Annotated in this window: 26 protein-coding genes and 3 tRNA genes; 19 read left to right on the forward strand and 10 right to left on the reverse strand. The window is 59.2% G+C overall.

Features of this window, described 5'->3' with window-relative positions; translation table 11 throughout:
• Window positions 1–62 precede the first annotated feature (62 nt).
• From ACTNBZ_RS08000 to coaBC, 3 genes are all read right to left on the reverse strand, one after another.
• A complete protein-coding gene (locus ACTNBZ_RS08000) occupies window positions 63–542 on the reverse strand; it encodes a DUF6773 family protein (protein ID WP_441209145.1) in 480 nt (159 codons plus the stop codon).
• The gene (locus ACTNBZ_RS08005) at window positions 539–748 is read right to left on the reverse strand and encodes a helix-turn-helix transcriptional regulator (protein WP_441209146.1); all 210 of its coding nucleotides are present in this window, start codon (window positions 746–748) and stop codon (window positions 539–541) included. The genes ACTNBZ_RS08000 and ACTNBZ_RS08005 overlap by 4 nt, the downstream gene beginning before the upstream one ends.
• Before the next feature lie 157 nt (window positions 749–905).
• Complete coding sequence (gene coaBC / locus ACTNBZ_RS08010) at window positions 906–2111, reverse strand: bifunctional phosphopantothenoylcysteine decarboxylase/phosphopantothenate--cysteine ligase CoaBC (protein ID WP_441209147.1); 1206 nt, start codon at window positions 2109–2111, stop codon at window positions 906–908.
• Between the two features lie 396 nt (window positions 2112–2507).
• Here coaBC and ACTNBZ_RS08015 point away from each other — a divergent pair, with 396 nt between their 5' ends.
• Window positions 2508–3182, forward strand: coding sequence for an ECF transporter S component (locus ACTNBZ_RS08015; protein ID WP_441209148.1), 675 nt, complete (start codon window positions 2508–2510; stop codon window positions 3180–3182).
• A gap of 22 nt (window positions 3183–3204) precedes the next feature.
• Window positions 3205–3978: a type III pantothenate kinase gene (locus ACTNBZ_RS08020; protein WP_441209149.1), complete on the forward strand. Its 774-nt coding sequence runs from the start codon at window positions 3205–3207 to the stop codon at window positions 3976–3978.
• Window positions 3979–4033: 55 nt separating this feature from the next.
• Here the strand turns inward: ACTNBZ_RS08020 and ACTNBZ_RS08025 are convergent, their stop codons facing one another.
• The 5 genes from ACTNBZ_RS08025 to ACTNBZ_RS08045 form a co-directional block, all read right to left on the reverse strand.
• A complete protein-coding gene (locus ACTNBZ_RS08025; RefSeq protein ID WP_441209150.1) occupies window positions 4034–4939 on the reverse strand; it encodes an RluA family pseudouridine synthase in 906 nt (301 codons plus the stop codon).
• Between the two features lie 438 nt (window positions 4940–5377).
• Complete coding sequence (prmA, locus tag ACTNBZ_RS08030; protein ID WP_441209151.1) at window positions 5378–6322, reverse strand: 50S ribosomal protein L11 methyltransferase; 945 nt, start codon at window positions 6320–6322, stop codon at window positions 5378–5380.
• 1 nt (window position 6323) lies between these two features.
• Window positions 6324–7196: a DegV family protein gene (locus ACTNBZ_RS08035; protein WP_441209152.1), complete on the reverse strand. Its 873-nt coding sequence runs from the start codon at window positions 7194–7196 to the stop codon at window positions 6324–6326.
• A 70-nt stretch (window positions 7197–7266) separates the two neighbouring features.
• A complete protein-coding gene (locus tag ACTNBZ_RS08040) occupies window positions 7267–7818 on the reverse strand; it encodes a DUF1836 domain-containing protein (RefSeq protein WP_441209153.1) in 552 nt (183 codons plus the stop codon).
• Window positions 7819–8015: 197 nt separating this feature from the next.
• A complete protein-coding gene (locus ACTNBZ_RS08045; protein WP_441209154.1) occupies window positions 8016–9614 on the reverse strand; it encodes an ABC-F family ATP-binding cassette domain-containing protein in 1599 nt (532 codons plus the stop codon).
• A gap of 150 nt (window positions 9615–9764) precedes the next feature.
• Here ACTNBZ_RS08045 and ACTNBZ_RS08050 point away from each other — a divergent pair, with 150 nt between their 5' ends.
• Entirely contained in the window at window positions 9765–10583 is an 819-nt protein-coding gene (locus ACTNBZ_RS08050) for a putative RNA methyltransferase (protein ID WP_441209155.1), read from the forward strand.
• A 48-nt stretch (window positions 10584–10631) separates the two neighbouring features.
• Here the strand turns inward: ACTNBZ_RS08050 and asnA are convergent, their stop codons facing one another.
• A complete protein-coding gene (gene asnA / locus ACTNBZ_RS08055) occupies window positions 10632–11645 on the reverse strand; it encodes an aspartate--ammonia ligase (protein ID WP_441209156.1) in 1014 nt (337 codons plus the stop codon).
• 221 nt (window positions 11646–11866) lie between these two features.
• Between asnA and ACTNBZ_RS08060 the strand changes: the two genes are divergently transcribed.
• The 16 genes from ACTNBZ_RS08060 (at window position 11867) to ACTNBZ_RS08135 (ending at window position 21965) form a co-directional block, all read left to right on the forward strand.
• Window positions 11867–12364, forward strand: a complete 498-nt coding sequence (locus ACTNBZ_RS08060; RefSeq protein WP_441209157.1) for an RNA polymerase sigma factor — start codon at window positions 11867–11869, stop codon at window positions 12362–12364.
• Window positions 12361–13227: a DUF3298 domain-containing protein gene (locus tag ACTNBZ_RS08065; RefSeq protein ID WP_441209158.1), complete on the forward strand. Its 867-nt coding sequence runs from the start codon at window positions 12361–12363 to the stop codon at window positions 13225–13227. The genes ACTNBZ_RS08060 and ACTNBZ_RS08065 overlap by 4 nt, the downstream gene beginning before the upstream one ends.
• Window positions 13228–13362: 135 nt before the next feature.
• Window positions 13363–13439, forward strand: a tRNA-Met gene (locus ACTNBZ_RS08070).
• Window positions 13440–13466: 27 nt separating this feature from the next.
• Window positions 13467–13541: transfer RNA gene (locus ACTNBZ_RS08075), tRNA-Glu, on the forward strand.
• Between the two features lie 29 nt (window positions 13542–13570).
• Window positions 13571–13647 (forward strand) — tRNA-Val (locus ACTNBZ_RS08080).
• Window positions 13648–14157: 510 nt separating this feature from the next.
• The gene (locus ACTNBZ_RS08085) at window positions 14158–14517 is read left to right on the forward strand and encodes a BlaI/MecI/CopY family transcriptional regulator (protein ID WP_441209159.1); all 360 of its coding nucleotides are present in this window, start codon (window positions 14158–14160) and stop codon (window positions 14515–14517) included.
• Between the two features lie 5 nt (window positions 14518–14522).
• Window positions 14523–17216 carry a M56 family metallopeptidase gene (locus ACTNBZ_RS08090; protein WP_441209160.1) on the forward strand — a complete coding sequence of 898 codons (2694 nt, stop codon included), beginning with the start codon at window positions 14523–14525 and terminating at the stop codon, window positions 17214–17216.
• Window positions 17217–17543: 327 nt separating this feature from the next.
• Entirely contained in the window at window positions 17544–18170 is a 627-nt protein-coding gene (locus ACTNBZ_RS08095) for a TetR/AcrR family transcriptional regulator (RefSeq protein ID WP_441209161.1), read from the forward strand.
• Window positions 18171–18422: 252 nt separating this feature from the next.
• Window positions 18423–18644 carry a GNAT family N-acetyltransferase gene (locus ACTNBZ_RS08100; protein WP_441209162.1) on the forward strand — a complete coding sequence of 74 codons (222 nt, stop codon included), beginning with the start codon at window positions 18423–18425 and terminating at the stop codon, window positions 18642–18644.
• Between the two features lie 110 nt (window positions 18645–18754).
• Entirely contained in the window at window positions 18755–18976 is a 222-nt protein-coding gene (locus ACTNBZ_RS08105; RefSeq protein ID WP_441209163.1) for a hypothetical protein, read from the forward strand.
• A gap of 4 nt (window positions 18977–18980) precedes the next feature.
• Complete coding sequence (locus tag ACTNBZ_RS08110; RefSeq protein WP_441209164.1) at window positions 18981–19133, forward strand: hypothetical protein; 153 nt, start codon at window positions 18981–18983, stop codon at window positions 19131–19133.
• Between the two features lie 17 nt (window positions 19134–19150).
• A complete protein-coding gene (locus ACTNBZ_RS08115; protein ID WP_441209165.1) occupies window positions 19151–19717 on the forward strand; it encodes a hypothetical protein in 567 nt (188 codons plus the stop codon).
• A gap of 168 nt (window positions 19718–19885) precedes the next feature.
• Window positions 19886–20062, forward strand: coding sequence for a hypothetical protein (locus tag ACTNBZ_RS08120; protein ID WP_441209166.1), 177 nt, complete (start codon window positions 19886–19888; stop codon window positions 20060–20062).
• Between the two features lie 198 nt (window positions 20063–20260).
• Window positions 20261–20959 carry a flavodoxin family protein gene (locus ACTNBZ_RS08125; protein ID WP_441209167.1) on the forward strand — a complete coding sequence of 233 codons (699 nt, stop codon included), beginning with the start codon at window positions 20261–20263 and terminating at the stop codon, window positions 20957–20959.
• A gap of 57 nt (window positions 20960–21016) precedes the next feature.
• Entirely contained in the window at window positions 21017–21379 is a 363-nt protein-coding gene (locus ACTNBZ_RS08130; protein WP_441209168.1) for a hypothetical protein, read from the forward strand.
• Window positions 21312–21965: a dockerin type I domain-containing protein gene (locus ACTNBZ_RS08135; RefSeq protein ID WP_441209190.1), complete on the forward strand. Its 654-nt coding sequence runs from the start codon at window positions 21312–21314 to the stop codon at window positions 21963–21965. Before ACTNBZ_RS08130 ends, ACTNBZ_RS08135 begins: the two co-directional genes overlap by 68 nt.
• Before the next feature lie 410 nt (window positions 21966–22375).
• Here the strand turns inward: ACTNBZ_RS08135 and ACTNBZ_RS08140 are convergent, their stop codons facing one another.
• Window positions 22376–22531, reverse strand: a complete 156-nt coding sequence (locus tag ACTNBZ_RS08140) for a FeoB-associated Cys-rich membrane protein (RefSeq protein ID WP_441209169.1) — start codon at window positions 22529–22531, stop codon at window positions 22376–22378.
• Window positions 22532–22548 lie beyond the last annotated feature (17 nt).

A 22548-nucleotide genomic window follows, 5' to 3' on the forward strand; every position in this document is an offset into this window, starting at 1 on the left:
TAAAAAGACAGCGAGACCGGAAGGGACATCCTTCCGGTCTCGCTTTTTCGGTTCGGCGCGCCTCAATCCTCCGGCTCGCCGCCGTTCTCCAGTTCCTGTTCCAGCTTCTTCCGCCGGCTCTCGGCGTAGCGGGCCGTCATCCGGTGCGCGGCGTAGGTCAGCGCGAAGATGGATACAAAAAAGACCGCCGCGCCGGCCAGGATGACCACGGGGGTCTCTCTGACCTGGGGATAGCGGTACCACATGCCGGCGCCCTGGGCCGCCGCCAGCGGGACCGCCGCTGCCAGGGATATCAGCAGGCAGTTCTTCCTGCTGGGCTTGATATAGGGGTCAAACAGCCCCTTGCGGGCCTCCAGCCAGAGCGCCAGCGCCGCCACAACCAGCAGGATGATGACCTCAGTCACCCAGTAGCCGATGGGCAGTGCCAGAAAATAGGACTTGATGACCAGTGAGAGGGCGGCGATCCAGAACACCGCGCACAGCTCGATGCTCTTGGCCCTCAGACTCTCCTGCTCCTGACGCTCGTCATATAACCGCTTCATGCTTGTTCCTCCTCTTCCTCCCAGAACAGTTCGTCCAGTGTTTTGCCCAGGCAACGGCAGATATTGACGCACAGATTTAGGGAGGGATTGAATTTTCCCGCCTCAATCATACCGATGGTCTGGCGGGTCACCCCCACCATCCCGGCCAGCTGTTCCTGGGATAGGTCCATGGCCACGCGGGCCAGCTTCATCTTTTTGTTTTTCATATGCGCTCACCCTGTCTTTGATGGTGCCAGTATACACTATACTTTTTATAATGTCAACTATATTTTACTTTTTAGAAATTAAATTTTCCACACCGGGAAGGTGAGGAGGCAGGAGGACAAAAACATCCCCCGCCCGTATGGGCGGGGGATAAGGGCCTTACCGTGTTTTTCGCAGGGTCAGAATTTCATCCAGCAGAGCATGGGCCACCTGGTCCTTGGTCAGAAGGGGCAGTTCGGTCTCCCGGTCCGGGGCGATGAGGGTCACCCGGTTGGTGGACACGCCGAAGCCCGCGCCCTCCTCCTTCAGATTGTTGGCGGCGATCAGGTCCAGGTTCTTTTTGACCAGCTTGGCCCGGGAATTGGCCAGCATGTCCCGGGTCTCCATGGAGAAGCCGCACAGGAGCTGGCCCGGGACCTTGTGCTCCCCCAGCCAGCCCAGAATGTCCCGGGTACGCTCCAGCCGGAGGGTGAGGTCAGCGTCATCCGATGATTTTTTGATCTTGTCCTCCGCAGCGGAGGCGGGACGGTAGTCGGCCACGGCGGCGGCTTTGATGATGATATCCTGCGCCGCGCTGCGGGAGGTCACCGCGTCAAACATCTCCTGGGCGGAGGTGATCTCCACCACCTCCATATAGGCCGGGCGCTTGAGTTCGGTGGGGCCGGTGACCAGGGTGACACGGGCGCCCCGGGCGGCGGCGGCCCGGGCGATGGCATAGCCCATCCTGCCGCTGGAGTGGTTGGTGAGATAGCGCACCGGGTCCAGGGCCTCCCGGGTGGGGCCGGCGGTGACCAGTACGTTCAGCCCCTCCATGTCCCGGGGATGGCTGAGGGCGTGCAGGACGCTCTCCAGCAGGTCCTCCGGCTCGGGCAGCTTGCCCGGCCCCACCGCGCCGCAGGCCAGGCGGCCGCTGGCGGGGGGAATGATCTCCCAGCCGTACCGGCGGAGCAGGTCCAGATTGTCCTGAGTCACCGGGTTCTCGTACATCCGGGTATTCATGGCGGGGGCGGCCAGCTTGGGGCAGTCGCAGGCCAGAACGGTGGTGGTGAGCATATCGTCGGCGATACCGTGGGCCAGCTTGGCCAGCACATTGGCGGTGGCCGGGGCGATGAGCACCAGGTCGGCCCGGTCGGCCAGAGCGATGTGCTCCACCTGGAAGGTGTGGTTGCGGTCAAAGGTATCCACCACGGCCCGGTTGCCGGTGAGCTGCTCAAAGGTGAGGGGGGTAATGAACTCGGTGGCGTTTTGGGTCATGATGACGTGGACGTTGCAGTGCTGTTTGACCAGCGCGGAGGCCAGGGAGGCCGCTTTATAGCAGGCGATGCCGCCGGTGACCCCAAGAAGGACGGTTTTTCCCTGTAACATGGGCGTTCGCTCCATTCCATCCATGGTTTTGTTTTAGTATAATACGCATTGTAACAATGCCTGAATTCGATCAAAAGGGCCGAGAATGGCCCTTTTGATCGAATTGTGCGGCTGCTGCCGCACGAATAAACCGCAAAGAGGTTTATTCAGCAGACATTAGTATAGCAAATTCCGGGGGATGTGTAAACCGCCAGTGGCCGGGGCAATATGCAGACTGTAGGGTTTTTGCTTGCATATCACACCGGGAGCGGCTATAATGAAAGCCGCTCAATGGCCTGCGGGATTCCGCTGTACCCACCCGGATGGGACGGCAGGCGTCCGCAAAGCGGGCCGGAGGGCACATTAAAATTTGCGCTGTATCTCCCAAAGGGAGAACGGCAGCAGGAGGTTTTACAATTGAACAACACGCAAGGTCCCAACCGCGCCGCCCGGAGCTCGTCCATCCACGACATGGTGCTCCTGGCCCTGTTCACGGCCATCATCTTCCTGATGGCCTACACCCCCATCGGTCTCATTGACCTGCCCCTCATCAAGGCCACCATCCTGCATGTCCCCGTCATCATCGGGGCCATCCTGCTGGGCCCCAGGAAGGGCGCGTTTCTGGGCGGGATGTTCGGACTGACCAGCCTGATCAAAAACACCATGGCCCCCAGCGCCCTGTCCTTTGCCTTTTCGCCCTTTATCCCGGTGCCCGGCACTCAGAGCGGCAGCCTCTGGGCCCTGGTGATCTGCTTTGTCCCCCGGATCCTGGTGGGTCTGGTGTCCGGTCTGGTGTACCGGGGCCTGACCCGTCTGCTGGGCAAAAAGGCCTGGAGCATGACCTTTGCCGCGGTAGCGGCCGCCATCATCGGCGCGTTCTTCATGAACACCGGACTGGTGATGGGCCTTATTTACCTGCTTTTCAAGGATGCCTACGCCACCATGAAGGATATTCCCGTGAGCGCGGTGCAGGCGGCCATCCTGGGCGTGGTGGCGGCCAACGGTATCCCCGAGGCTATTGCCGCCGCCATTCTGGTACCCGCGGTGTCCATGCCGCTGCAGAAGGCCCTGAGGCGGGGCGCGGCCCAATAAAAACCGGAGGGAGAGACCAGTCATGATCCTGGCCCTGGATGTGGGAAATACCAATACCGTCATCGGCGGGTTCGAGGGGGAGGACCTCCGCCTGAGCCTGCGCATACAGAGCGACCGGAACAAGACAGCAGACGAATATGGCCTGCTGCTCCGGGGCCTGCTGGCCGGGCGGGGGGTGGATCTCTCCGCCGTGGAGGGGGGCATCATCTCCAGCGTGGTGCCTGAGCTGCGCTATGTACTGAGCAAGGTGATGGAGCGGCTGACCGGGAAAAAATTCCTGGTGGTCAGCAATCAGATGAACCTGGGCGGCATGAAGATCCGCATGGACATCCCCACTCAGGTGGGCGCCGACCTGCTGGTGGACGCCGCCGCCGCCCTTTCCCTCTTCAAGCCGCCCCTTGTGGTCTTTGACATGGGCACCGCCACCACCATGTCGGTGCTGGACCCCGCGGGGGATTACATCGGAGGCGTCATCATCCCCGGCCTGCGTCTTTCCATGGACGCCCTCTCCGGCCGGGCGGCCCAGCTCCCTTTCATCAACCTGGATGAGCCCCCCGCCCGCCTCATCGGCACCAACACGGTGGACTGCATGAAGGCGGGAGCCATCTACAGCAACGCCGCCATGCTGGACGGCCTGGCGGACCGGGTGGAGGAGCAATTGGGAGAGAAGGTGACGGTGGTGGCCACCGGCGGGCTTATGGGCGTGGTGGCTCCCTTCTGCAAGCGGGAGGTCCACTACCGGGAGGACCTGCTCCTCGTCGGCCTTTTGAGGCTTTACCATCTCAATTCCAGATAGCGAAAAAGGCTTCCCCGACCGCGGTCGGGGAAGCCTTTTATATTCAGACGGGAGCTCAGTCCTGGGGCTTGTCTCCGCCCCGGCAAAGGCGGCGGAAGGCGGCGGGCTCTTTGGCGGAGAAGGTGCGCTCCCCGCCGGTGCGGGGGTCGGTGAGGGTCAGCTCATGGGCGTGGAGGCACAGCCGGCCCAGGGGCCGGGTGCGGGCGCCGTACTGCCGGTCCCCGGCGATGGGGTGGCCCATGTCGGCCATGTGGACCCGGATCTGGTTCTTGCGTCCGGTCTCCAGATCCACCTCCAGCAGGGCGTACCCTCCGCCGGAGGAGAGGACCTGATAGCGGGTGATGGCCTCTTTGGCGTCCCGGCCCGGAGGGCCGGAGTAGACCAGATGGGTGCGGGTCTCCCGCAGATAGGAGACGATGCGGTCCCGGGATTTTTCGGGCACACCCTCCACCAGGGCCCGGTAGCCCCGGCGCAGGACCCGGTGCTCCCAGTCCTCCTGGAAGGCCAGCTTGGTCTCCTCATTCTTGGCGAAGAGCACCACGCCGGAGGTGTCCCGGTCCAGCCGGTGGACCACAAAGACCCGGCCGTTTTTCTCCTTCTCCCGCATGTAGTCGGTGAGGATATGGTAGGCGGTGCGGACCTTCTCCTTCTCGTTGGCGATGGTGAGCAGGCCCGCGGGCTTGTCAATGACGATGATGTCCCGGTCCTCGTAGAGCACGGGGAAGGGCAGCTCGGCGGCGGGGGCGGCCTGCCGGGGGATGATGCCCACCTTGTCGCCGGGGACCAGGGGGTGGTCAAAGCGGGTGTAGTTCTTGCCGTTGACCCGGAACTGCCCGCCGGAGAGCATGGATTTGATGTTGTTGCGGGACTTGCCCTCCACGTGGGTGAGCAGATAGGGGAGCAAAGTGGTCTCCTCCTCCACGATCCCCACCGGGGTCAGCCGGTTCTTCTTCTCAGGCATAGCGTTCTCCTCCGCCCCGGAGCCCGGGGCCTGTTTTGGTGCGCGGCCCTTGCCGCGCGAATAAACCGCTTTGCGGTTTGTTCAGCAGACATTATTATAATGCGTACTGAACAAAGCCGTAAGCCTTGAAAGCCAAGGCTTACAAGGCCGATCAGCTTTGTTCGGGTGCAAGGTTTTTGGGCGAAACCGCCCAAAAACCTTGCACGTTCCGATGAAGCGCTGCGGCGCTTCATCGGAAATACGCATTGTAACAATGCCTGAATTTGATCAAAAGGGCTGAGAATGGCCCTTTTGATCGAATTGTGCGGCTGCTGCCGCACGAATAAACCGCTTTGCGGTTTATTCACCAGACATTATTATATGGGATATCCGCCGCCGGCGCAAGGGGCGGTATGGGATAAAAAAAGGAGAGCGCGCCGCGCTCTCCTTTTCATGCGCTTACAGGAACCGGGCGGCAAAGGCCACCCAGCCCTTCTTCTCCCACCGGTCCACGATGGTCATGCCGCTGCGCTCCAGGGCGGCGCTGACCTCATGGGCCCGGGTGTCGATGATGCCCGAGCACAGGAACACGGCGCCGGGGGCCATGAACCGGCGCACCGTGGCGGACAGGGGAATGATCACGTCGGCCACGATGTTGGCCAGCACCAGCTGATACTGCTGACCGGCCAGCTCGTCCACCAGGCCCTGGTCGGTGAGCACGTCGCCGGCAAGAACCCGGTAGCGGTCTTTGCCGATGCCGTTCATCCCGGCGTTCTCATAGGCCACGCCCACCGCCTTGGGGTCGATGTCCACCGCCACGGCGGAGGAAGCGCCCAGCCGCAGGGCCGCGATGGAGAGGATGCCGCTGCCGCAGCCCAGGTCCAGCACCCGGCCGCCGGGGACGGTATAGCGCTCCACCCCGCCCAGGCAGAGCTGGGTGGAGGCGTGGCTCCCGGTGCCGAAGGTGAGGCCGGGATTTAAATAGAGGGCGGTCTTTCCGGCGGGGACGGGCTCCTCCCGCTCCCACTCGGGCACGATATAGAGCCGCTCCCCCACTTCCATGGGCTTGTAATACTTCTGCCAGCTGTGGGCCCAGTCGTTCTCGCCCAGGGCGGCGGTGGTATAGGGCTTGTCCACGCCGGCCATCCACCTGGAGAGCTGCTTCTCCCCATCGGCGTCGTCCGGGACGTAGAACTTGATGCGGCACACGCCCCGCATCTTTTCCTGGAGCTCCTCGTCCACATAGTCCCAGTACTGCCGGTTCTGCTCCAGAAAACGCTGGAAATCGGTCTCATCCTCGATGACCAGACCGGTGACGCCGTTCATGGTCAGGCGGGCGGAGAGGTCGTCCAGCTCGTCATGGGCGGCGTCAATGGCCACCTCCAGCCATTTGATATCCTCCATCTCAGCGCTCCGATCCCAGGAAGAAGAGGGCCACAGTGCCGGGGCCGGTGTGGGCACCGATGACGGGGCCGATGTGGTTGTATACCACGTCCTTTACGCCAAAGCGCTTTTTGGCCTCCTCGCCCACGATCATGGCGTCCTCCAGGCAGTCGCTGTGGCTGATGAAGATGACCTGATCCTGGGGATCGGTGACCCGCTTGCCCATCTCGTCCACAACATATTTCAGCGCCGCGCCCCGGCCCCGCGCTTTCCCCATGTTGATGAGATGTCCTTCGTTATCCACATGGAGCACGGGCTTGATCTGGAGCATGCTCCCCACAACGGCAGTGGTTGCCGAAATACGTCCGCCGCGCTTAAGGAAATGAAGGTCATTGACTGTGAACCAGTGGCAGAACCGGAGCTTGTTCTCCTCGGCCCAGTCCCGGACCTCCTCGATGCTCTTGCCCGCCTGGCGCATGCGGGCGGCGTACCACACCAGAAGCCCCTCGCCCAGAGAGGCGCACAGGGTGTCCACGGTAAAAATCTTCCGCTCCGGGTACTTCTCCCGCAGCTCCTCCACGGCGATGGCGGAGGAGTTGTAGGTGGTGGACAATCCGGAGGAGAAGGCCAGCACCAGCACGTCCCTGCCCGACTGAAGGACAGGCTCCAGCAGCTCGGTATACTGGGACACGTTGACGGCGGAGGTGGTGGCCATCTTGCCCTGGCGCAGCAGGCCGTAGAACTGCTCGATGGGCATGGCCCGGCGGTCGGGGTGGTCCTCGTAGGTATGATCCTCGATGGTAAAGGACAGGGGCAGGACCTCCACCCCCAGCTCCTCCACCATGGACGCCGGCAGATCGGCGGCGGAATCAGTGACGATGATGTACTCGCTCATAGTGAGACCTCCATGTTGCGGCGCGGCGGGACCCGTGGGCCGGCGGCGCATAGTTTGGTATTTCGGGGGCTTACCGGCTCTGCCGGTCCCGCTTTTTTCCGCCCTTCTCGGGCTGTGGGTCCCGCTGGGCCATGATGTCCAGCACCCGCTGGCAGGCCAGACGGTCGGCATAGCTGCGCAGGGCCAGGTTCAGGGCCAGCCGGGGCAGGTCGTCGGCCTCCCCCTCTTCCGGCAGGCTGTCCGCCGTCTCGGTGAGGGCGGCGTCCAGCTGGCGGCAGAAGTAGGCATATACCTCCTCCTCGGAGCTCTTGCGCTCCACTCCCGCGGCGATCAGGCGGCTGGTCTCCTTCACCGAGAGGACCTGCTTGAGCACGCAGATGGCGGTGAGGTAGGCCAGGTGCCTGCGGGAATAACGCTTGCCCTCGGCCCGGGGGAGCAGCCCGTCCTTGATGTAGTTGTTGACCATGGCGGAGGTGAGCACGTCCCCCTCGCCGTAGTGGATGAGCTGCCGGGGCAGGTAGGAGATGACCTGGTCCATATACAGTCCGATGTCGGGGAAGGACTCCCAGTCCACCGGGCGCTGCCCGCCCATGCGCTCTTTCAATTCCTGAAGCTCTTCCATATCAGTTCCTCCCTGCGGGGGCGTATTCCGGATGATGGATGACCAGTGACATACATTGTATCACATCACCAGGTGGAAAGTAAAGGAGAATAACCCCCGAATCACAAGCATTTGCGTCACATAACACGTGATGTGACATACCGCGCCGGAAACGGGGAAGCGCCCGGAGTCTCTCTCCGGGCGCTTCCAGGCGGAGCCTATACGCCGGGGTGCATGGACTCCAGATATTCGTCGTAGCTCATCTTGCGGTCGATGAGCCTGCCGTCGGCGGTGAAATCGAAGATGCGGTTGGCCACGGTCTGGACCATCTGATGGTCGTGGGAGGAGAAGAGCACGTTGCACTTCACGGCCTCCAGGCCGTTGTTGACGGCGGTGATGGACTCCAGGTCCAGGTGGTTGGTGGGCTGGTCCAGCAGCAGCACGTTGGCCCCGGAGAGCATCATCCGGGAGAGCATGCACCGGACCTTCTCGCCGCCGGAGAGGACCTTCACCGACTTGTACACGTCGTCCCCGGAGAAGAGCATCCGGCCCAAGAAGCCCCGGAGATAGCTCTCGTGGGGATCGGGGGAGAACTCCCGCAGCCACTCCACCAGGTTCTCGTCATGTCCCTCGAAGAAGGAGTTGTTGTCCTTGGGGAAGTAGGAGAAGGTGGCGGTCTGGCCCCACTTGACGGTGCCCTCGTCGGGTTCCATCTCGCCGGTGAGGATCTTGAAGAGGGCGGTGTGGGCGTTCTCATTGTCGCCCACGAAGGCGATCTTGTCCCCGTGGCCCACGATGAAGGAGACCTTGTCCAGCACCTTCACGCCGTCGATGGTCTTGCTCACGTCGGTGACGAAGAGGATGTCCTTGCCCACCTCCCGCTCGGGGTTGAAAGCCACCCAGGGATAGCGGCGGGAGGAGGCGGGCATCTCCTCCACGGTCAGCTTGTCCAGCAGCTTGCGCCGGGCAGTGGCCTGCTTGCTCTTGGATTTGTTGGCGGAGAAGCGGGAGATGAACTCCTGCAGCTCCCTGATTTTCTCCTCGTTGCGCTTGTTTTGGTTCTTGATGAGGGACTGCACCAGCTGGGAGGACTCGTACCAGAAGTCGTAGTTGCCCACGTAGAGCTTGATCTTGTTGTAGTCGATGTCCACGATGTGGGTGCAGATGGTGTTGAGGAAGTGGCGGTCATGGCTGACCACGATGACGGTGCCCTCAAAGTCCAGCAGGAAGTCCTCCAGCCAGTTGATGGCGTCGATGTCCAGGTTGTTGGTGGGCTCGTCCATCATCAGGATGTCGGGATTGCCGAAGAGGGCCTGGGCCAGCAGTACCTTCACCTTGAGGCGGGCGTCCAGGGTGGCCATGTCGTTGTAGTGCAGCTCGGTGCCGATGCCCAGACCCTGGAGGATGCGGCTGGCGTCGCTCTCGGCCTCCCAGCCGCCCAGCTCGGAATACTCCTCCTCCAGCTCGCAGGCCCGGATGCCGTCCTCCTCGGTCATCTCTTCCTTGGCGTAGAGGGCCTCCTTCTCCTTGCCGATGTCGTAGAGCCGCTGGTTGCCCATGATGACGGTGTCCATCACGTTGTAGGCGTCATAGGCGTTCTGGTTCTGCTTGAGGATGGACATACGGACGTTGGGCAGGATGGAGACCTCGCCCTTGGTGGGCTCCAGCTCGCCGGAGAGGATCTTCAGAAAGGTGGACTTGCCCGCGCCGTTGGCGCCGATGATGCCGTAGCAGTTGCCCTTGGTGAACTGCAGGTCCACATGGCTGAACAGGGCCTGTCCGCTGTATTGCAGGGTGAGATCGGAAACGGTGATCATGTCATACTCCTTAAAATAGTAAATTAGCCTAATCAGTATATCATAAATCCGCCGCAAAACAAGAGCGAGAAGAAGAAAAGACCGGCTGCTCTGTACCGGGGCGGGATCTTCTGGTATAATAGCCGTAATCGCGGAAAGGAGCGATGCCCGTTGAGTCTATTTCGCTGTCCCATCTGCTCCTCGCCCCTCCGGCGGGGCGAGCGGGCCTATACCTGCCCCAAAGGGCACAGCTACGATATTGCCCGGGAGGGCTATGTCCACCTGCTGCCCGCCAATCAGAAGCACTCCAAAGCCCCGGGGGACGACAAGGCCATGGTGGCCGCCCGGAACCGCTTCCTCTCCGCCGGGCACTATGGTCCGCTGCGGGATACGCTGGTGGAACTGGCGCTCCGGTATACGGGGGAGCAGGTAACGCTGGTGGACTCGGGCTGCGGCGAGGGGTACTACACCGCCGGGGTGGTCTCCGCCCTGGGGCAGGACGGACGGACTGTGGAGGCAGCGGGGGTGGATATCTCCAAATTTGCCCTGCGCCATGCCGCCCGGCGCTCCCGGGAGACCGAGTTCGCCGTGGGCTCGGCCTACCACCTGCCGGTATCCGACCACCGGGCCGACCTGCTGATCAACTGCTTCTCTCCCCTGGCGGCGGAGGAGTTCCACCGGGTGCTCAGGCCGGGCGGGGTCTTTTTCTATGTGGTACCGGCGCCGGAGCACCTGTGGGAGATGAAGGAGGTCCTCTATGAGAAGCCCTACCCCAACCCGGATGAGACCATCCTCTACGAGGGGTTCCGTTTCCTGGAGATGGTCCCGGTGGAGGCCATGCTCCACCTGACGGGGCCGGAACCCATGGACCTGTTCGGCATGACCCCCTACGCCTGGAAAACGCCCAGAGAAGGGGTGGAACGGCTCAAGGCGCTGGACGCCCTGGATGTGCGGGCCAGCTTCCGTATCCACGTGTTTCGGGCGGTATGAGCGAAAAAGCGCCGGACCAGACGGCCCGGCGCTTTGTATGGCAATTTATCAGAGGAGAATGACCCCCGCGTCCTTGCAGGCGGCAATGGTGTCGGGATCCCAGACGCTGGCCTGGACCTCGCCGATGTGGGCCTTGCCCAGCAGAAACATGCACAGCCGGGACTGGCCGATGCCGCCGCCAATGGTCAGGGGGAGCTTGCCCTCCAGCAGCAGCTTGTGGAAGGTGAGGGAGCGGCGGCTGTCGCAGCCGGCCACGGTGAGCTGGCGGTCCAGGGACTCGGGGCTCACCCGGATGCCCATGGAGGAGAGCTCGAAGGCGCTCTCCAGCACCGGGTTCCACACCAGAATGTCGCCGTTGAGGGACCAGTCGTCATAGTCGGGGGCGCGGCCGTCGTGGGGCTTGCCCGATTTGAGGGCGGCGCCGATGCCCATGACGAAGGTGGTGGGGTGGTCCTTCACCCAGGCGTTCTCCCGCTCCTTGGGGGTCAGGTCGGGCCACTTGTCCTCCAGCTCCTGGGCGGTGACGAAGGACACGTCAGGGCACACGGGAGGCAGGGCGGTGAGCTGAGGATAGACCGAGCGCAGGGTGGACTGGGTCTCGCAGATGGCCTTGACAATGGTGCGCACGGTGTTCTGCAGGTACTCCACGTTCCGGTCCCGGGGGGCCAGCACCTTTTCCCAGTCCCACTGGTCCACATAGACCGAGTGGAGGTTGTCCAGCTCCTCGTCCCGGCGGATGGCGTTCATGTCGGTAAACAGGCCCTCGCCCACCGAGAACTGATAGCGGTACAGGGCCATGCGCTTCCACTTGGCCAGGGAGTGGACCACCTGGGCGTCCCGGCCGCAGGCGGGGATGTCGAAGGAAACCGGGCGCTCCACGCCGTTCAGGTCGTCGTTCAGGCCGGTGGCCGCCTCCACAAAGAGGGGGGCAGATACTCGGCGGAGGTTGAGGGCCCCGCCAAGCGTGTCCTCAAAGAGGCGCTTGAGAAGACCGATGGCCTTCTGGGTATCATACAGGTTGAGACAGGGGGCATAGCCCGCGGGGATCACGGTCTTGAGCATAGCGAGAACTCCTTTACATCAGCATACGAGGGGGCCCCTCGATTTTACAAGCTAATTTACTAGCGTATTATATCCCATGGCGGGACGGCTGGCAAGGGCTTTCAGGAGTAAAAAACAGAGGCGGCAAAACTTTTTGGGGGCCGGAACCGTCAAAGAAATACAAGAGCCTCCGGGGGAGCGTCTCCATGCGCCCGCCCGGAAGGGGAAAGGAACGGACCGCGGTGACAGACACCGGAGACAAACGGCAGCGCCTGACGGAATTCATCGTGGCGGGCCAGACGGATTTTTACCGTCTGGCCTACAGCTACGTGAAGGACCGGGATACGGCGCTGGATGTGGTGCAGGAGAGCATCGTCAAGGCGCTGAGCAAATCGGATACCCTGCGGGAGCCGGCCTATGTCAAGACCTGGTTCTACCGCATCCTCATCAACGAGTGCATGAACTGGCACCGGTACCGGCGGCGGGTGCTGCCCATGGAAGAGCTGCCCGAGTCCCCCGGCGGGAGCGAGCGGGACCATGAGGCCCGGCTGGACCTGTATGACGCCATCGAGCGGCTGGAGGAGAAGGAGCGGACCATCATCCGCCTGCGTTTTTTTGAGGATATGAAGCTGGAAGAGATCGCCCGGATCACGGGGACCAACCTGAACACCGTGAAATCCAGACTGTATAAGAGCCTGAAACGCCTGAAGGAATGGACCGGAGAGGAGGAGACGCAATGAAGGAGAAGGAAGCCTGGGAAAAAGCGCGGGAGCGCTATCAGTCGGCGGAGATACCGGAAGAATTGTCCGGTGTGGTGAGCGCCGCCCTCCGGGAGGGAAGGCGCCGGCAGGCATCCCGCAGGGCCGTCCGGCGGGGATGGGGCGCGGCATTGGCGGCCTGCGCCTGCTTTTGCCTGCTGGTGAACGTGAACCCCGCCTTTGCCAGCGCGGTGGCCGAGGTGCCGGTGCTGGGCAGCCTGGCGCGGATCTTTACGGCGGAGCGCTATCAGCGCCAGGACCGGGATCACCTCATCGATGTGCGGCTGCCGGCCCTGGCCGATACCGGGAATACCGATCTGGAGCAGCGCATCAACCTTGAGATCAAAAAGCGCATTGATGATGTGCTGGCCGAGGCGAAGGAGCGGGCCAGGGAGACCCGGGAGGCCTATGTGGAGACCGGCGGAACGGAGGAGGAGTTTATTCCCATCATCATCGACGTGGATTATGAGGTCAAGTGCTCCGACGGCCAGTATCTCTCCTTCCTCATCTGGAAGACCGAGACGCTGGCCAGCGCCTATACGGAGCTCTATGCCTATAATCTGGACCTGGCGGTGGGGAAGGAACTGACGCTGCGGGATATTCTGGGGCCGGATTTCCAAAGCCGGGCCGACGCGGTCATCCGGTCCGAAATGGACCGGAGAGAGCGGGAGGAGGGCGCAGTCTACTTCCGGGCGGACCGGGACGGTGACGGCTTTCAGGGGATCGGGGCGGACCAGAAGTTCTACCTCAATGACCGGGGCGAACCGGTGGTGCTCTTTGAAAAGTATGAGATTGCCCCCGGTTCCATGGGGATCCAGGAGTTCACGATCCCTCTGAGCCAATAGAATAGACGCGGCCTCTGCCGGTATGCCTGACGGAGGCCGTGGAAAAATTCCTGAAATTTTTGCACATTTCTGTTGACAAAAAGGCGGGCTTCGGGTATACTAACTCTTGCCCTGTTTAAGAGCAGCGGCTTAGATGGCGGCATAGCTCAGTTGGCTAGAGCATGCGGTTCATACCCGCAGTGTCCCCGGTTCAAATCCAGGTGCCGCTACCATGGCTCCATGTGAGTCACATTTCGCTTGGCGCGTTGGTCAAGCGGCTAAGACACCGCCCTTTCACGGCGGTAACACGGGTTCGATTCCCGTACGCGTCACCATGACGGGAGAGGAATCGCTCCCGCCAATTGGAGGCTTAGCTCAGCTGGTTAGAGCGCCTGCTTCACACGCAGGAGGTCACTGGTTCGAGTCCAGTAGTCTCCACCAAATCCTTGGAAACCAAGCGTTTCCAAGGATTTTTTTATTTTTCCGCAAACGAGTGACCTCCTGTTTTTTCGTTGGAATTTTGAAGAATCAGGAGAACACTCACATGGCAGGAATCAAGATGCCCGCAGCACGTTCCACGGAAGAGGCCTTTTGCATCCCGTGAGGAATTACAAAGATGCAAACCCGGAAATCATTACGCCGCAATGATTTCCGGGTTATATTTGACTTGTTTTTCAAAAATGGACTGCTTTGATTTTCCGCAGGAGTATAGGCTGGCAAGGTATAGTAATGTCTGCTGAATAAACCGCTTTGCGGTTTATTCGTGCGGCAACAGCCGCACAATTCGATCAAAAGGGCCATTCTCAGCCCTTTTGATCGAATTCAGGCATTATAGTAGGAGAACAGGGCATATTACGGGTTTCAAAAAAGATTGGGAAAACTGTTGACAGGGCAGTTTACATCATATAGACTTTTATTGAAGACTACAAATTGTAGACTGGAGGCTGTGTGATGAGTGAACTGAGAATGGGAGCCATTGAATCCCGCTTTGCGGATATGATCTGGGAAAACGAACCTGTCCATTCCCCGGAACTGGTAAAGCTGGCGGAACGGGAACTGAGTTGGAAGAAATCCACCACATACACCGTGCTGAAGCGGCTGTGTGAACGGGGCATTTTTCAAAACCAGGGCGGTATCGTGACCTCCCTGATCTCCCGGCAGGATTTTTACGCGGTGCAGAGCGAGAAGTTTGTAGAGGAGACCTTTTCCGGCTCCCTCCCGGCGTTTCTGGCTGCCTTTACCACCAGAAAGAAACTGTCCGAGGAGGAAATCACGGAACTGCAGGCGCTGATCGACCAGAGCAGGAGGTGACAGGAATGGGGGACGTTCTTTCCTATGAGCTGTTTCCTGCCGTGATCAACATGAGCGTGACGGCCAGCGTGGTAATTCTGTTTGTATTGCTGGCGAGATTGCCGCTGAAAAAGGCACCAAAGCTCTTTTCCTACGCGCTTTGGGCGGTGGTGCTGTTTCGGCTGCTCTGCCCGGTGTCCGTCACCACAGGCTTCTCCCTGCTGGGTTTGCTTGATGCGCCTGTAACCGAAACCACGACCCACACCACAGCGGTGGAATACATTCCGCAGAACGTGGTCCACACCCCTGATTCCGGAGTAAAACTTCCTGTGCCGGAGGTGGATCAGGCTGTCAATGAAGCGCTCCCGCAAGGGGAAGAGCAGACGGCGGCGGACCCGCTGGAAGTCCCTGCCGCGCTGGCTGCGCTGACGTGGCTGGCGGGAATTGGTGTTATGGCCGCTTACAGTGTGGTGTCCCTGCTCCGGCTCCGCCGCAGGCTGGCGGAGGCCGTACCGCTGCGAGGTAATATCTATCTGGCTGACTATATCGAGTCTCCTTTTGTTATGGGTATCCTTCGCCCGAAGATCTATCTGCCCTCCTCCCTGCCGGAGCAGGAGCAGGGCTATATCATCCTCCATGAGCAGCACCACATCCGCCGGGGAGACCATATCATCAAGGGCCTTGCTTTTATCGCCCTGTGCGTCCACTGGTTCAATCCGCTGGTCTGGGCGGCCTTTATTCTGTCCTCCAGGGACATGGAGATGAGCTGTGACGAGGCGGTGGTGAAGAAGCTGGGCGAGGGCATCCGGGCGGATTACTCCGCGTCCCTCCTGAGCTTTGCCACCGGCCGCCGCATCATCGCCGGGACGCCTCTGGCATTTGGGGAGGGAGATACCAGGAGCCGTGTCCGCAATCTCGCAAACTGGAAAAAGCCTGCCTTCCTGGTTATATTGACTTCAGCGATCCTTTGCGCTGTGGCAGCCGTGTGCCTGCTGACCAATCCCGAAGAAAACCCTGAAGGCCTTCCGACCCTTGAGCAGACATATTTGGCCATTTCAAGTAAGGGGGAAGACTTCGATGTTGGCCTGAAAGGGTGTCCCCGCGACCGTCTGATCGACTGCTGGGGTGAACCGGATGATATGCTGTCCGGCTTCTGGGGAGATATTTGGGAACTCACCGGTTTGGCTGAGGTGATCGTCTACTACGACCAGGACGGACTGGTTGAACAAATCAGAGTAAATGATATTGAGAATCCGGAGCTTGCTTCTGCACCAACAGAGCCTGTGTTGTGGACTTATTCTCCTATGATGAGCGCCACCTGGCACGCGGCGTTCCACTTCCGTTTCGACCTGAATTACTCCCATATTGAGGCGTCCTGCGACAACGGAATGCTGTGGAACCCGGACGCGGAGGGGCAGCCCAGGGAAAAAACGCTGCGTTTTGAAGCGGGCGAGCCGGTCTGCTGGAGTCCGGGGATCGACGGTGAAACGCTCACAGATACGGCGGAAGCGGCGACGATCCGCTTTACTGTATACGACGGTGGAGAGATTCTCTATACAGGCGTATTGGAGATCACCCGGACCGGAACAGAAAACGGCCAGAGCTTCTATGAGGCAAGGCTGGGCGGCACCTATCTTCTGGCACTGCGGCAGAACGCTGACAACATGGGCGCATCCCTTGTCCTCTCCGATCATGCCGCGATCATTGCTTTTTCTGACTTGAATCATAACCGCGTGAATGAGAATATCGTGGTGCGGGAAGTGGAACCGGGTATGCTCTATGAGCTGACGGTGGAAGAAAACGGCACGGAGATCTGGTCAACACAGGCCAGTCCTGCCCATGCGGGCTGGAACACCATTATGCTCTGTAGCGACAGTGAAGGCGATTATCTGGTGCAGTATCTGCCCGCCATGTTTCAGGGCGCGGGCAGCTATACCTGCACGGTGTTCTCCCTGGAGGGCGGGCAGGAGACTGTGAAAGCGGAATGGTCTGTGGACTTTGCGCTTCCTGTGGAGGAGACGCCTGAGATGGCGCGGTTTGCCAAAGAAGTCGGTATCCTTCTGAGAAATTGCAGCGTACTGCTGTCCACGGAGCAGGGGATCGTTGTGGACCGACCGGTCAGCGCGTCCAGTTTGCCCCAGATCTATCCGGTCCGGTTTGACCCGGAGGAAATTCAGGCCGCCCTTGATGGCACTGCTGATGCGGGGAAGCTCACCTCCAACGCCGCGCAGTTCCCGGACACAGCTCTGGAGCTTGTCTTTGCCAGCGGTGCGGGCGGGTGGGAAACGGTGCTGACGCTCCGGCCCGACGGCAGCTTTACAGGCCAATACAGCGACGCGGAAATGGGAGTCAGTTCGACGGATTTTCCCAACGGCACCCGTTATGTCAGTGAGTTTTCCGGCCGCTTTACAGACATTCAGCAGATCAGCGATTACGCCTGGTCCATGAAGCTGTCGGAGCTGACCACGGAAAGAGAAGCGGAACAGACCTGGATCGAAGGCGGCGTGCGCTATATTTCCGCGGAGCCATACGGCGTGACCGGCGGAAATACATTTATTCTGTACGCTCCGGGAACACCCGCAGATGAACTTCCGGCGGATTGCCGGGACTGGTGGCCGGATGCCTATCAGTGGCGCAAAGGTGAAATCGAGCAGTTGGAGGGCTGGGGCCTTTGCAATGTGGAAACTGGCCAGGGCTTCTTTACCTCGTGGCTCTCCTGACGCGGCTATGTGGGAGCCCACTTCCCAGACAGCTTGGTTGAATGAACAGGCACCCCGTTTTCCTCCGGAGCGCCTGCATCCCTGCCGGGCGGCGGTATTCCTCGGTTTTCACCGCCTCGGGCCGGCGCCATCATGGTGTCGGAGACACGGCTCCATCACTTCCATTTCGGCTGGAGCACGGGGCGCAGCATTGGGGCAGGGAAAGGACAAATTTCAAAAACTATTGACTACCGAACGATAGGTAGCTATACTATAAACAGTTATAAAGGGTATGTCATGTTTAACGCAGGCGGCAGAATACTCTGGTACATTGAAGGAGAAATGGTTATGGATCGAGGAAACACAAAGCAGGAGATTCTGGAGGCGTCGCTGGAGCTGTTTTCGGTGCAGGGATTTGAGGCCACCTCTATTTCCCAGATCGCGGACGCCGTGGGCATTCGCAAGGCATCACTTTACAGCCATTTCGAGAGCAAGCAGGCAATTCTGGACGCACTCGTAAAGGATATTTTGGAACAGTATGCGACGCATTCTATTTTTGCAGGGGCGGATTGGGAGAACCCTGCCGATACCAGGAACGGGCAGGCGCTGACGCCCGATACAGCAGCGCAAATGATCCTGGGACAGATCCGTTATATCCTCCATGACCCCCATATCAGCAAGGCGCGGAAAATGCTGGTGATGGAACAGTTCCAAAATTCCGAGCTTGCGAAGCTGCAGACCAAGCAGAATTATACTGATGTGATGCAGTACTTCACCGGGCTGATGAAGCACCTGATCCGGCAGGGTGTTCTCACAGAAGATGATCCGGAGATCATGGCGGCGCAGCTTTGTCTGCCTGTTTCCGTGTGGATCAACCTCTGCGACCGGGAGCCGGACCGGGAGACAGAGGTCATGGAGCTGGTAAGCCGGCATATTCAGCAGTTTTTTAAGATCTATCAGCCGGAGACAAGGTGATTCCACGAGCAAATATGATGCTTTTTGGATGTGGATCAAAGAAAACGGCACGGACGACTTCAAGCTGATCTTTGCCGAAACCGAACAGATTGCCGGGCTTCCCATCGGCCGTTTCTTTCTGACATACAGAAAAGGATGAATGGACTATGAGAATCAGGCCGGCAAGATCTCGATGAAAGAACAGACGGTTGTTTTTCAGAGGGGCGATTGAGAATTTTGACATATAAATCATGAGTTACGGGAGGCATAAAAATGCAGTACAGAAAACTATCCGTGGATGAGGCGGAACAGTTATTGAATGTCTGGGCTGAGGAAAAGAAGGTCACCCGTTTAGAGTTAACTGTAATTTGTGAAAATGAAGCTGCGAAACACTTGTATACAAATAGTGGATTTCAAATAGAGGGTATAAAACGAAAATCGGTTTGTGTCGGTGGAGCGTATTTGGATGAATACTATATGGCAAGGGTAAGATGAGCTCCTGTTTGCAGAACCATGCGGCTGTGCCCGCTGGGGCATAGCCGCTTCATTTTAAAGCCTATACCTACCGAACGACAGTTAGTGCCTGTTGAAAAGGAAAGACACGTATGATCGCACTGTTTGTAATAGGTATCATTGTGGTTACAGCGAAGCTTGTTCATTTTGCATGCAGGGCCGCATGGGGAATCACGAAAGGGATCCTTTTCGTGATTGGAATCCCCGCACTGCTGATTGTGTCGTTTGTCGCCGGGTTGGTATCTCTTGCGATCCCTCTTTTGCCTCTTGTGTTGCTGGCAGCATTTTTCTTGCCTGTTTTGAAAGGAATTTAAGGATATGAACACAGAAGAAAAAACTGCGTGGATCGATGAGGAAAACAAAATCGTGTCGTTCCATGCAATCGATAACGGCAAAATGGTAATGAAAACGGAAAGCCTGTTTTGGGACTTTATATCCGGACTGATGAGATCAGGATACCGGGTCATGTGAAAGGAGATCGTTTTGGTATGAAAAGAACAACTGCGCTGTTTCTGGCGGCGATCCTGTGCCTGTGGTTGGCGGCGTGCAGCAAAGCGCCCGAACCCGAACAGAGCCCGCAGGAAACCTATACGGAAGCGGCCGATACAGAAGGCTCTGAGGAGATGCAGGGGCAAAGCGGCAGTTCCATCCATAACGGGGACGCGGCAGAACCGTCGAAAGAACCTGTGCAGCGAAATGCCGGGTTGGTCGGACCGTGGCATCTGGACAATGAAAAGAATGATCTTGCCGCATTTGCGGATTCACTGGACTTGTTCCCCGGCTATGGGGAGTGGGGCGCCAGTATGGAGATCCGGAGCGACGGACAAATGAGCTGGTACATCGGAGCGGAGGGCTGGCACGGGACCTATACCGTGGAGGATGGGGTGATCCATGCGCAGCTGACCTCTGATTTGGAGCGATCCCAACAGCTCTGGGACTTCCTCGTTGTCATAGAGAATGAAACGGCAGAGCTGGAAATGGATTATGGGGACATGACGATCTGTTGGGCTTATGGAGAGCAGGAGAGCCCCGCAAACGGGGCTGACAACGGGTAACAGACGGATTGAAAAGAAGCAAACGCAATATCTGTAAAACGGACACATACGCATACAAAAAGCGCCTATATGCAGCCGGACTTCTCCTGTAGAATATAGGATGTAAGCCGCCGGAAGCCTGGAACAAATACAAATGTGAATACCCGGTCATACAGGGAGGAAAAAGATATGGAAAAGAAACCGGTCCACGAGATCATCTCCACCATTTTCAGGGCGCTGGCGCTGGCCATGGGTGTTGCCGTTGTGGTGCTGTCCCGCCTGGGTGAGCTGGAAACACGATCTGCCATTACCATGCTCGGCATCGGCCTTGCCTGCGCAGGTCTTGCCATGCTGGAGAAACGGTAATGGAAAATGTGCAGCAGGATACCTGCCCATGCAGGCGCGTAAACTGCCCCCGACACGGTGACTGCGCGGCTTGCCGGGAACACCATCACGCATCCGGCCGTAAACCGCTGACCCGCTGCGAAAAGCTGGAGCGGAAAGTGCAGCGCAGGACTGAAAGACGAGCGGGGAAACCGAAGTGATTCAGAGAGGATTGCAACGATGAAAATTGCCATCATTCACGGACAGAGCCATGAGGGAAGTACCTGCATGGCGGCAAGGGAACTTGCGAACAAGGTCGGCGGGGAAATCCGCGAATTTTTTCTGCCGCGGGATTTCAACAAGCCCTGCCTTGGCTGCTATACCTGCTTTAAAACAGACTTATCCAGCTGTCCGCATTACAAAGAACTGGAGCCACTGGTGGCGGCGATCCTGGATGCGGATCTGCTGATTCTGGCAAGTCCGGTGTATGTGTATCATGCCACAGGAGCGATGATGAGCTTTCTGGACCACTTCGGGACCTGGTGGATGGTCCACAGGCCTTTGCCGGAAATGAGCAGAAAGCAGGCGGTGGCCATAGCCACTGCCGCCGGCGGTGGGATGAAAAGCACCGTGCAGGATATGGCAGACAGCCTGGAAATGTGGGGCATCCGCAAGGTATATAAGCTGGGCCTTGGGGTGCAGGCGGCCAAAGCGGATAAGATCCCGGACGGGATCCTGCGGAAGATCCACGGAAAGACGGACCGGCTGGCCTGCCGGATCCGGAAAAATGCGGGCGGGCGCGGCTGCAACAGCCGGGCGAAAAAGTGGTTTTACGTGATGCGCTTTGCCCACAGGCATTTCCCACCCATGGAGCCGGATCATAGCTATTGGGAAAAGCGGAACTGGCATGGGAAAAGCCGGCCCTGGCGCCAGGACTGACGATCCGGAGCCAACGCGCTGCTTCGGATGCCGGCCACATGATAGGAGAAAATGAGAATGAAAGCACTGAAAAAAATACCGGCTGTGCTGCTGGTGATCGCAGTGATCCTGACGGCAATTTTTCTCGCCGGACGCTATGGGTGGAAGCTGGGCGGCTTCCGCGCCTGCCAGGGTGCGGGGATCACCTCTGTGGAAGTCAGCGGGAAGGCGGTACATATCACAGGATTCTATCCCGGCTCGTTCCCGGAGGGGTTTTGCGGCTACTATGCCAGGGAGCAGGGCGGCAAGCTCTATGTGGGCTTCCGGTTCAGCAGCCTGTTCGGCTTCTTTGAGACAGGGGACTTTACTGTTGGTGTTTCTGTTCCTCACTTTGCTCTTATCGCTGTTTCTGCTGCTCATCGTTTTCGGCAATCACCATGACAGGAGAAAACGGTATCTGAATGTGTCTGTGTTCCTGGCCCTGTTTGCACTTCTGATCGTTCTGGCTGACGATTTTGAACAGACCAGCCAGGGGCTTGCGTCCGGAATATGGTTTCCTGTTCCGATGCTGCTGCTCTGGTGCATTGCCGGCGGAACAGCCCTTCTGCTCTTGTGGGAGATGGCCGGGCTGCACCGGACAAAAGGACAGAACTTTGCCATCACCGGGGTGGCCCCTGGCACCTACGACCTGGTGGCCACCAAAGCGGGACATCTGACCTATACCATCAAAGGCGTCGTGGTGGGCAGCACAGATCTGGATCTGACCAAGAACGCCAATGCGTCTGTCAGCACCATCACGCTGCTTGCGGGAGACGTGGATGGAGACGGAAATATCAACGAATCGGATGTCTCTGTGATCCGCTACGCCAGCAACATCAACAAGCTGGCGTCGTCCGCGGCCAATCCCCTGGCGGATGTGGACGGTGACGGCAACGTCAATGAATCGGATGTCTCCATTGTCCGGTACGCAGTCCATATCAATAAGAATGCCGGCCATTGTACCTATGTCTACGCCCCAAAAGAATAAGGCCATATTTACCATAAGCGCTGATGGATCGCTTTCCCGCACCGTGATCTCAGCTCAGATTCTGAGCCTTACGGTCGCGGCCCGGGCGGAAAATTGCTGTAAAATCTAAAAAAACTTACAGCTTCATCGTTTTGCCTCAGGAATTCCTTACGGTGCAAGCGCCCTGACAGAACAGGGCATCTGCGCCAGATCCGCAGCATCTGTTCACACGCCGGAGGTCACCGGTTCGAGCCCGGTGATCTCCAACAGCCGGAATCCCTTGCAGTACAGCAGCTGCAAGGGATTCCAAATTCTTATGCCGGTTTTGCTGCCCGCGATCCCATGTTCTGATCCTCACCCTCATGACAGAAAGGAGACACGAACAGCGTCTCTTTGCCCGTGCCTCCTTTCCATTGTTTCCGCCTATTCAATTATCTGGAGCAGCCGCCGTGACAGCCGCCGCAGCTTCCGCAGTCGCCGTTGCAGTGCCCGCCGGACCTGTGGGATCTCCACAGAGAACGGACAGCCAGGACCACGACGACAGCCAGCACTGCCAGAACGATCACATTTCCCAAGATACCAGGCATCGTTATGTCCTCCTTTT

This window comes from Pseudoflavonifractor sp. HCP28S3_F10 (assembly GCF_052065415.1).
Taxonomy (GTDB): Bacteria; Bacillota; Clostridia; order Oscillospirales; family Oscillospiraceae; genus Pseudoflavonifractor_A.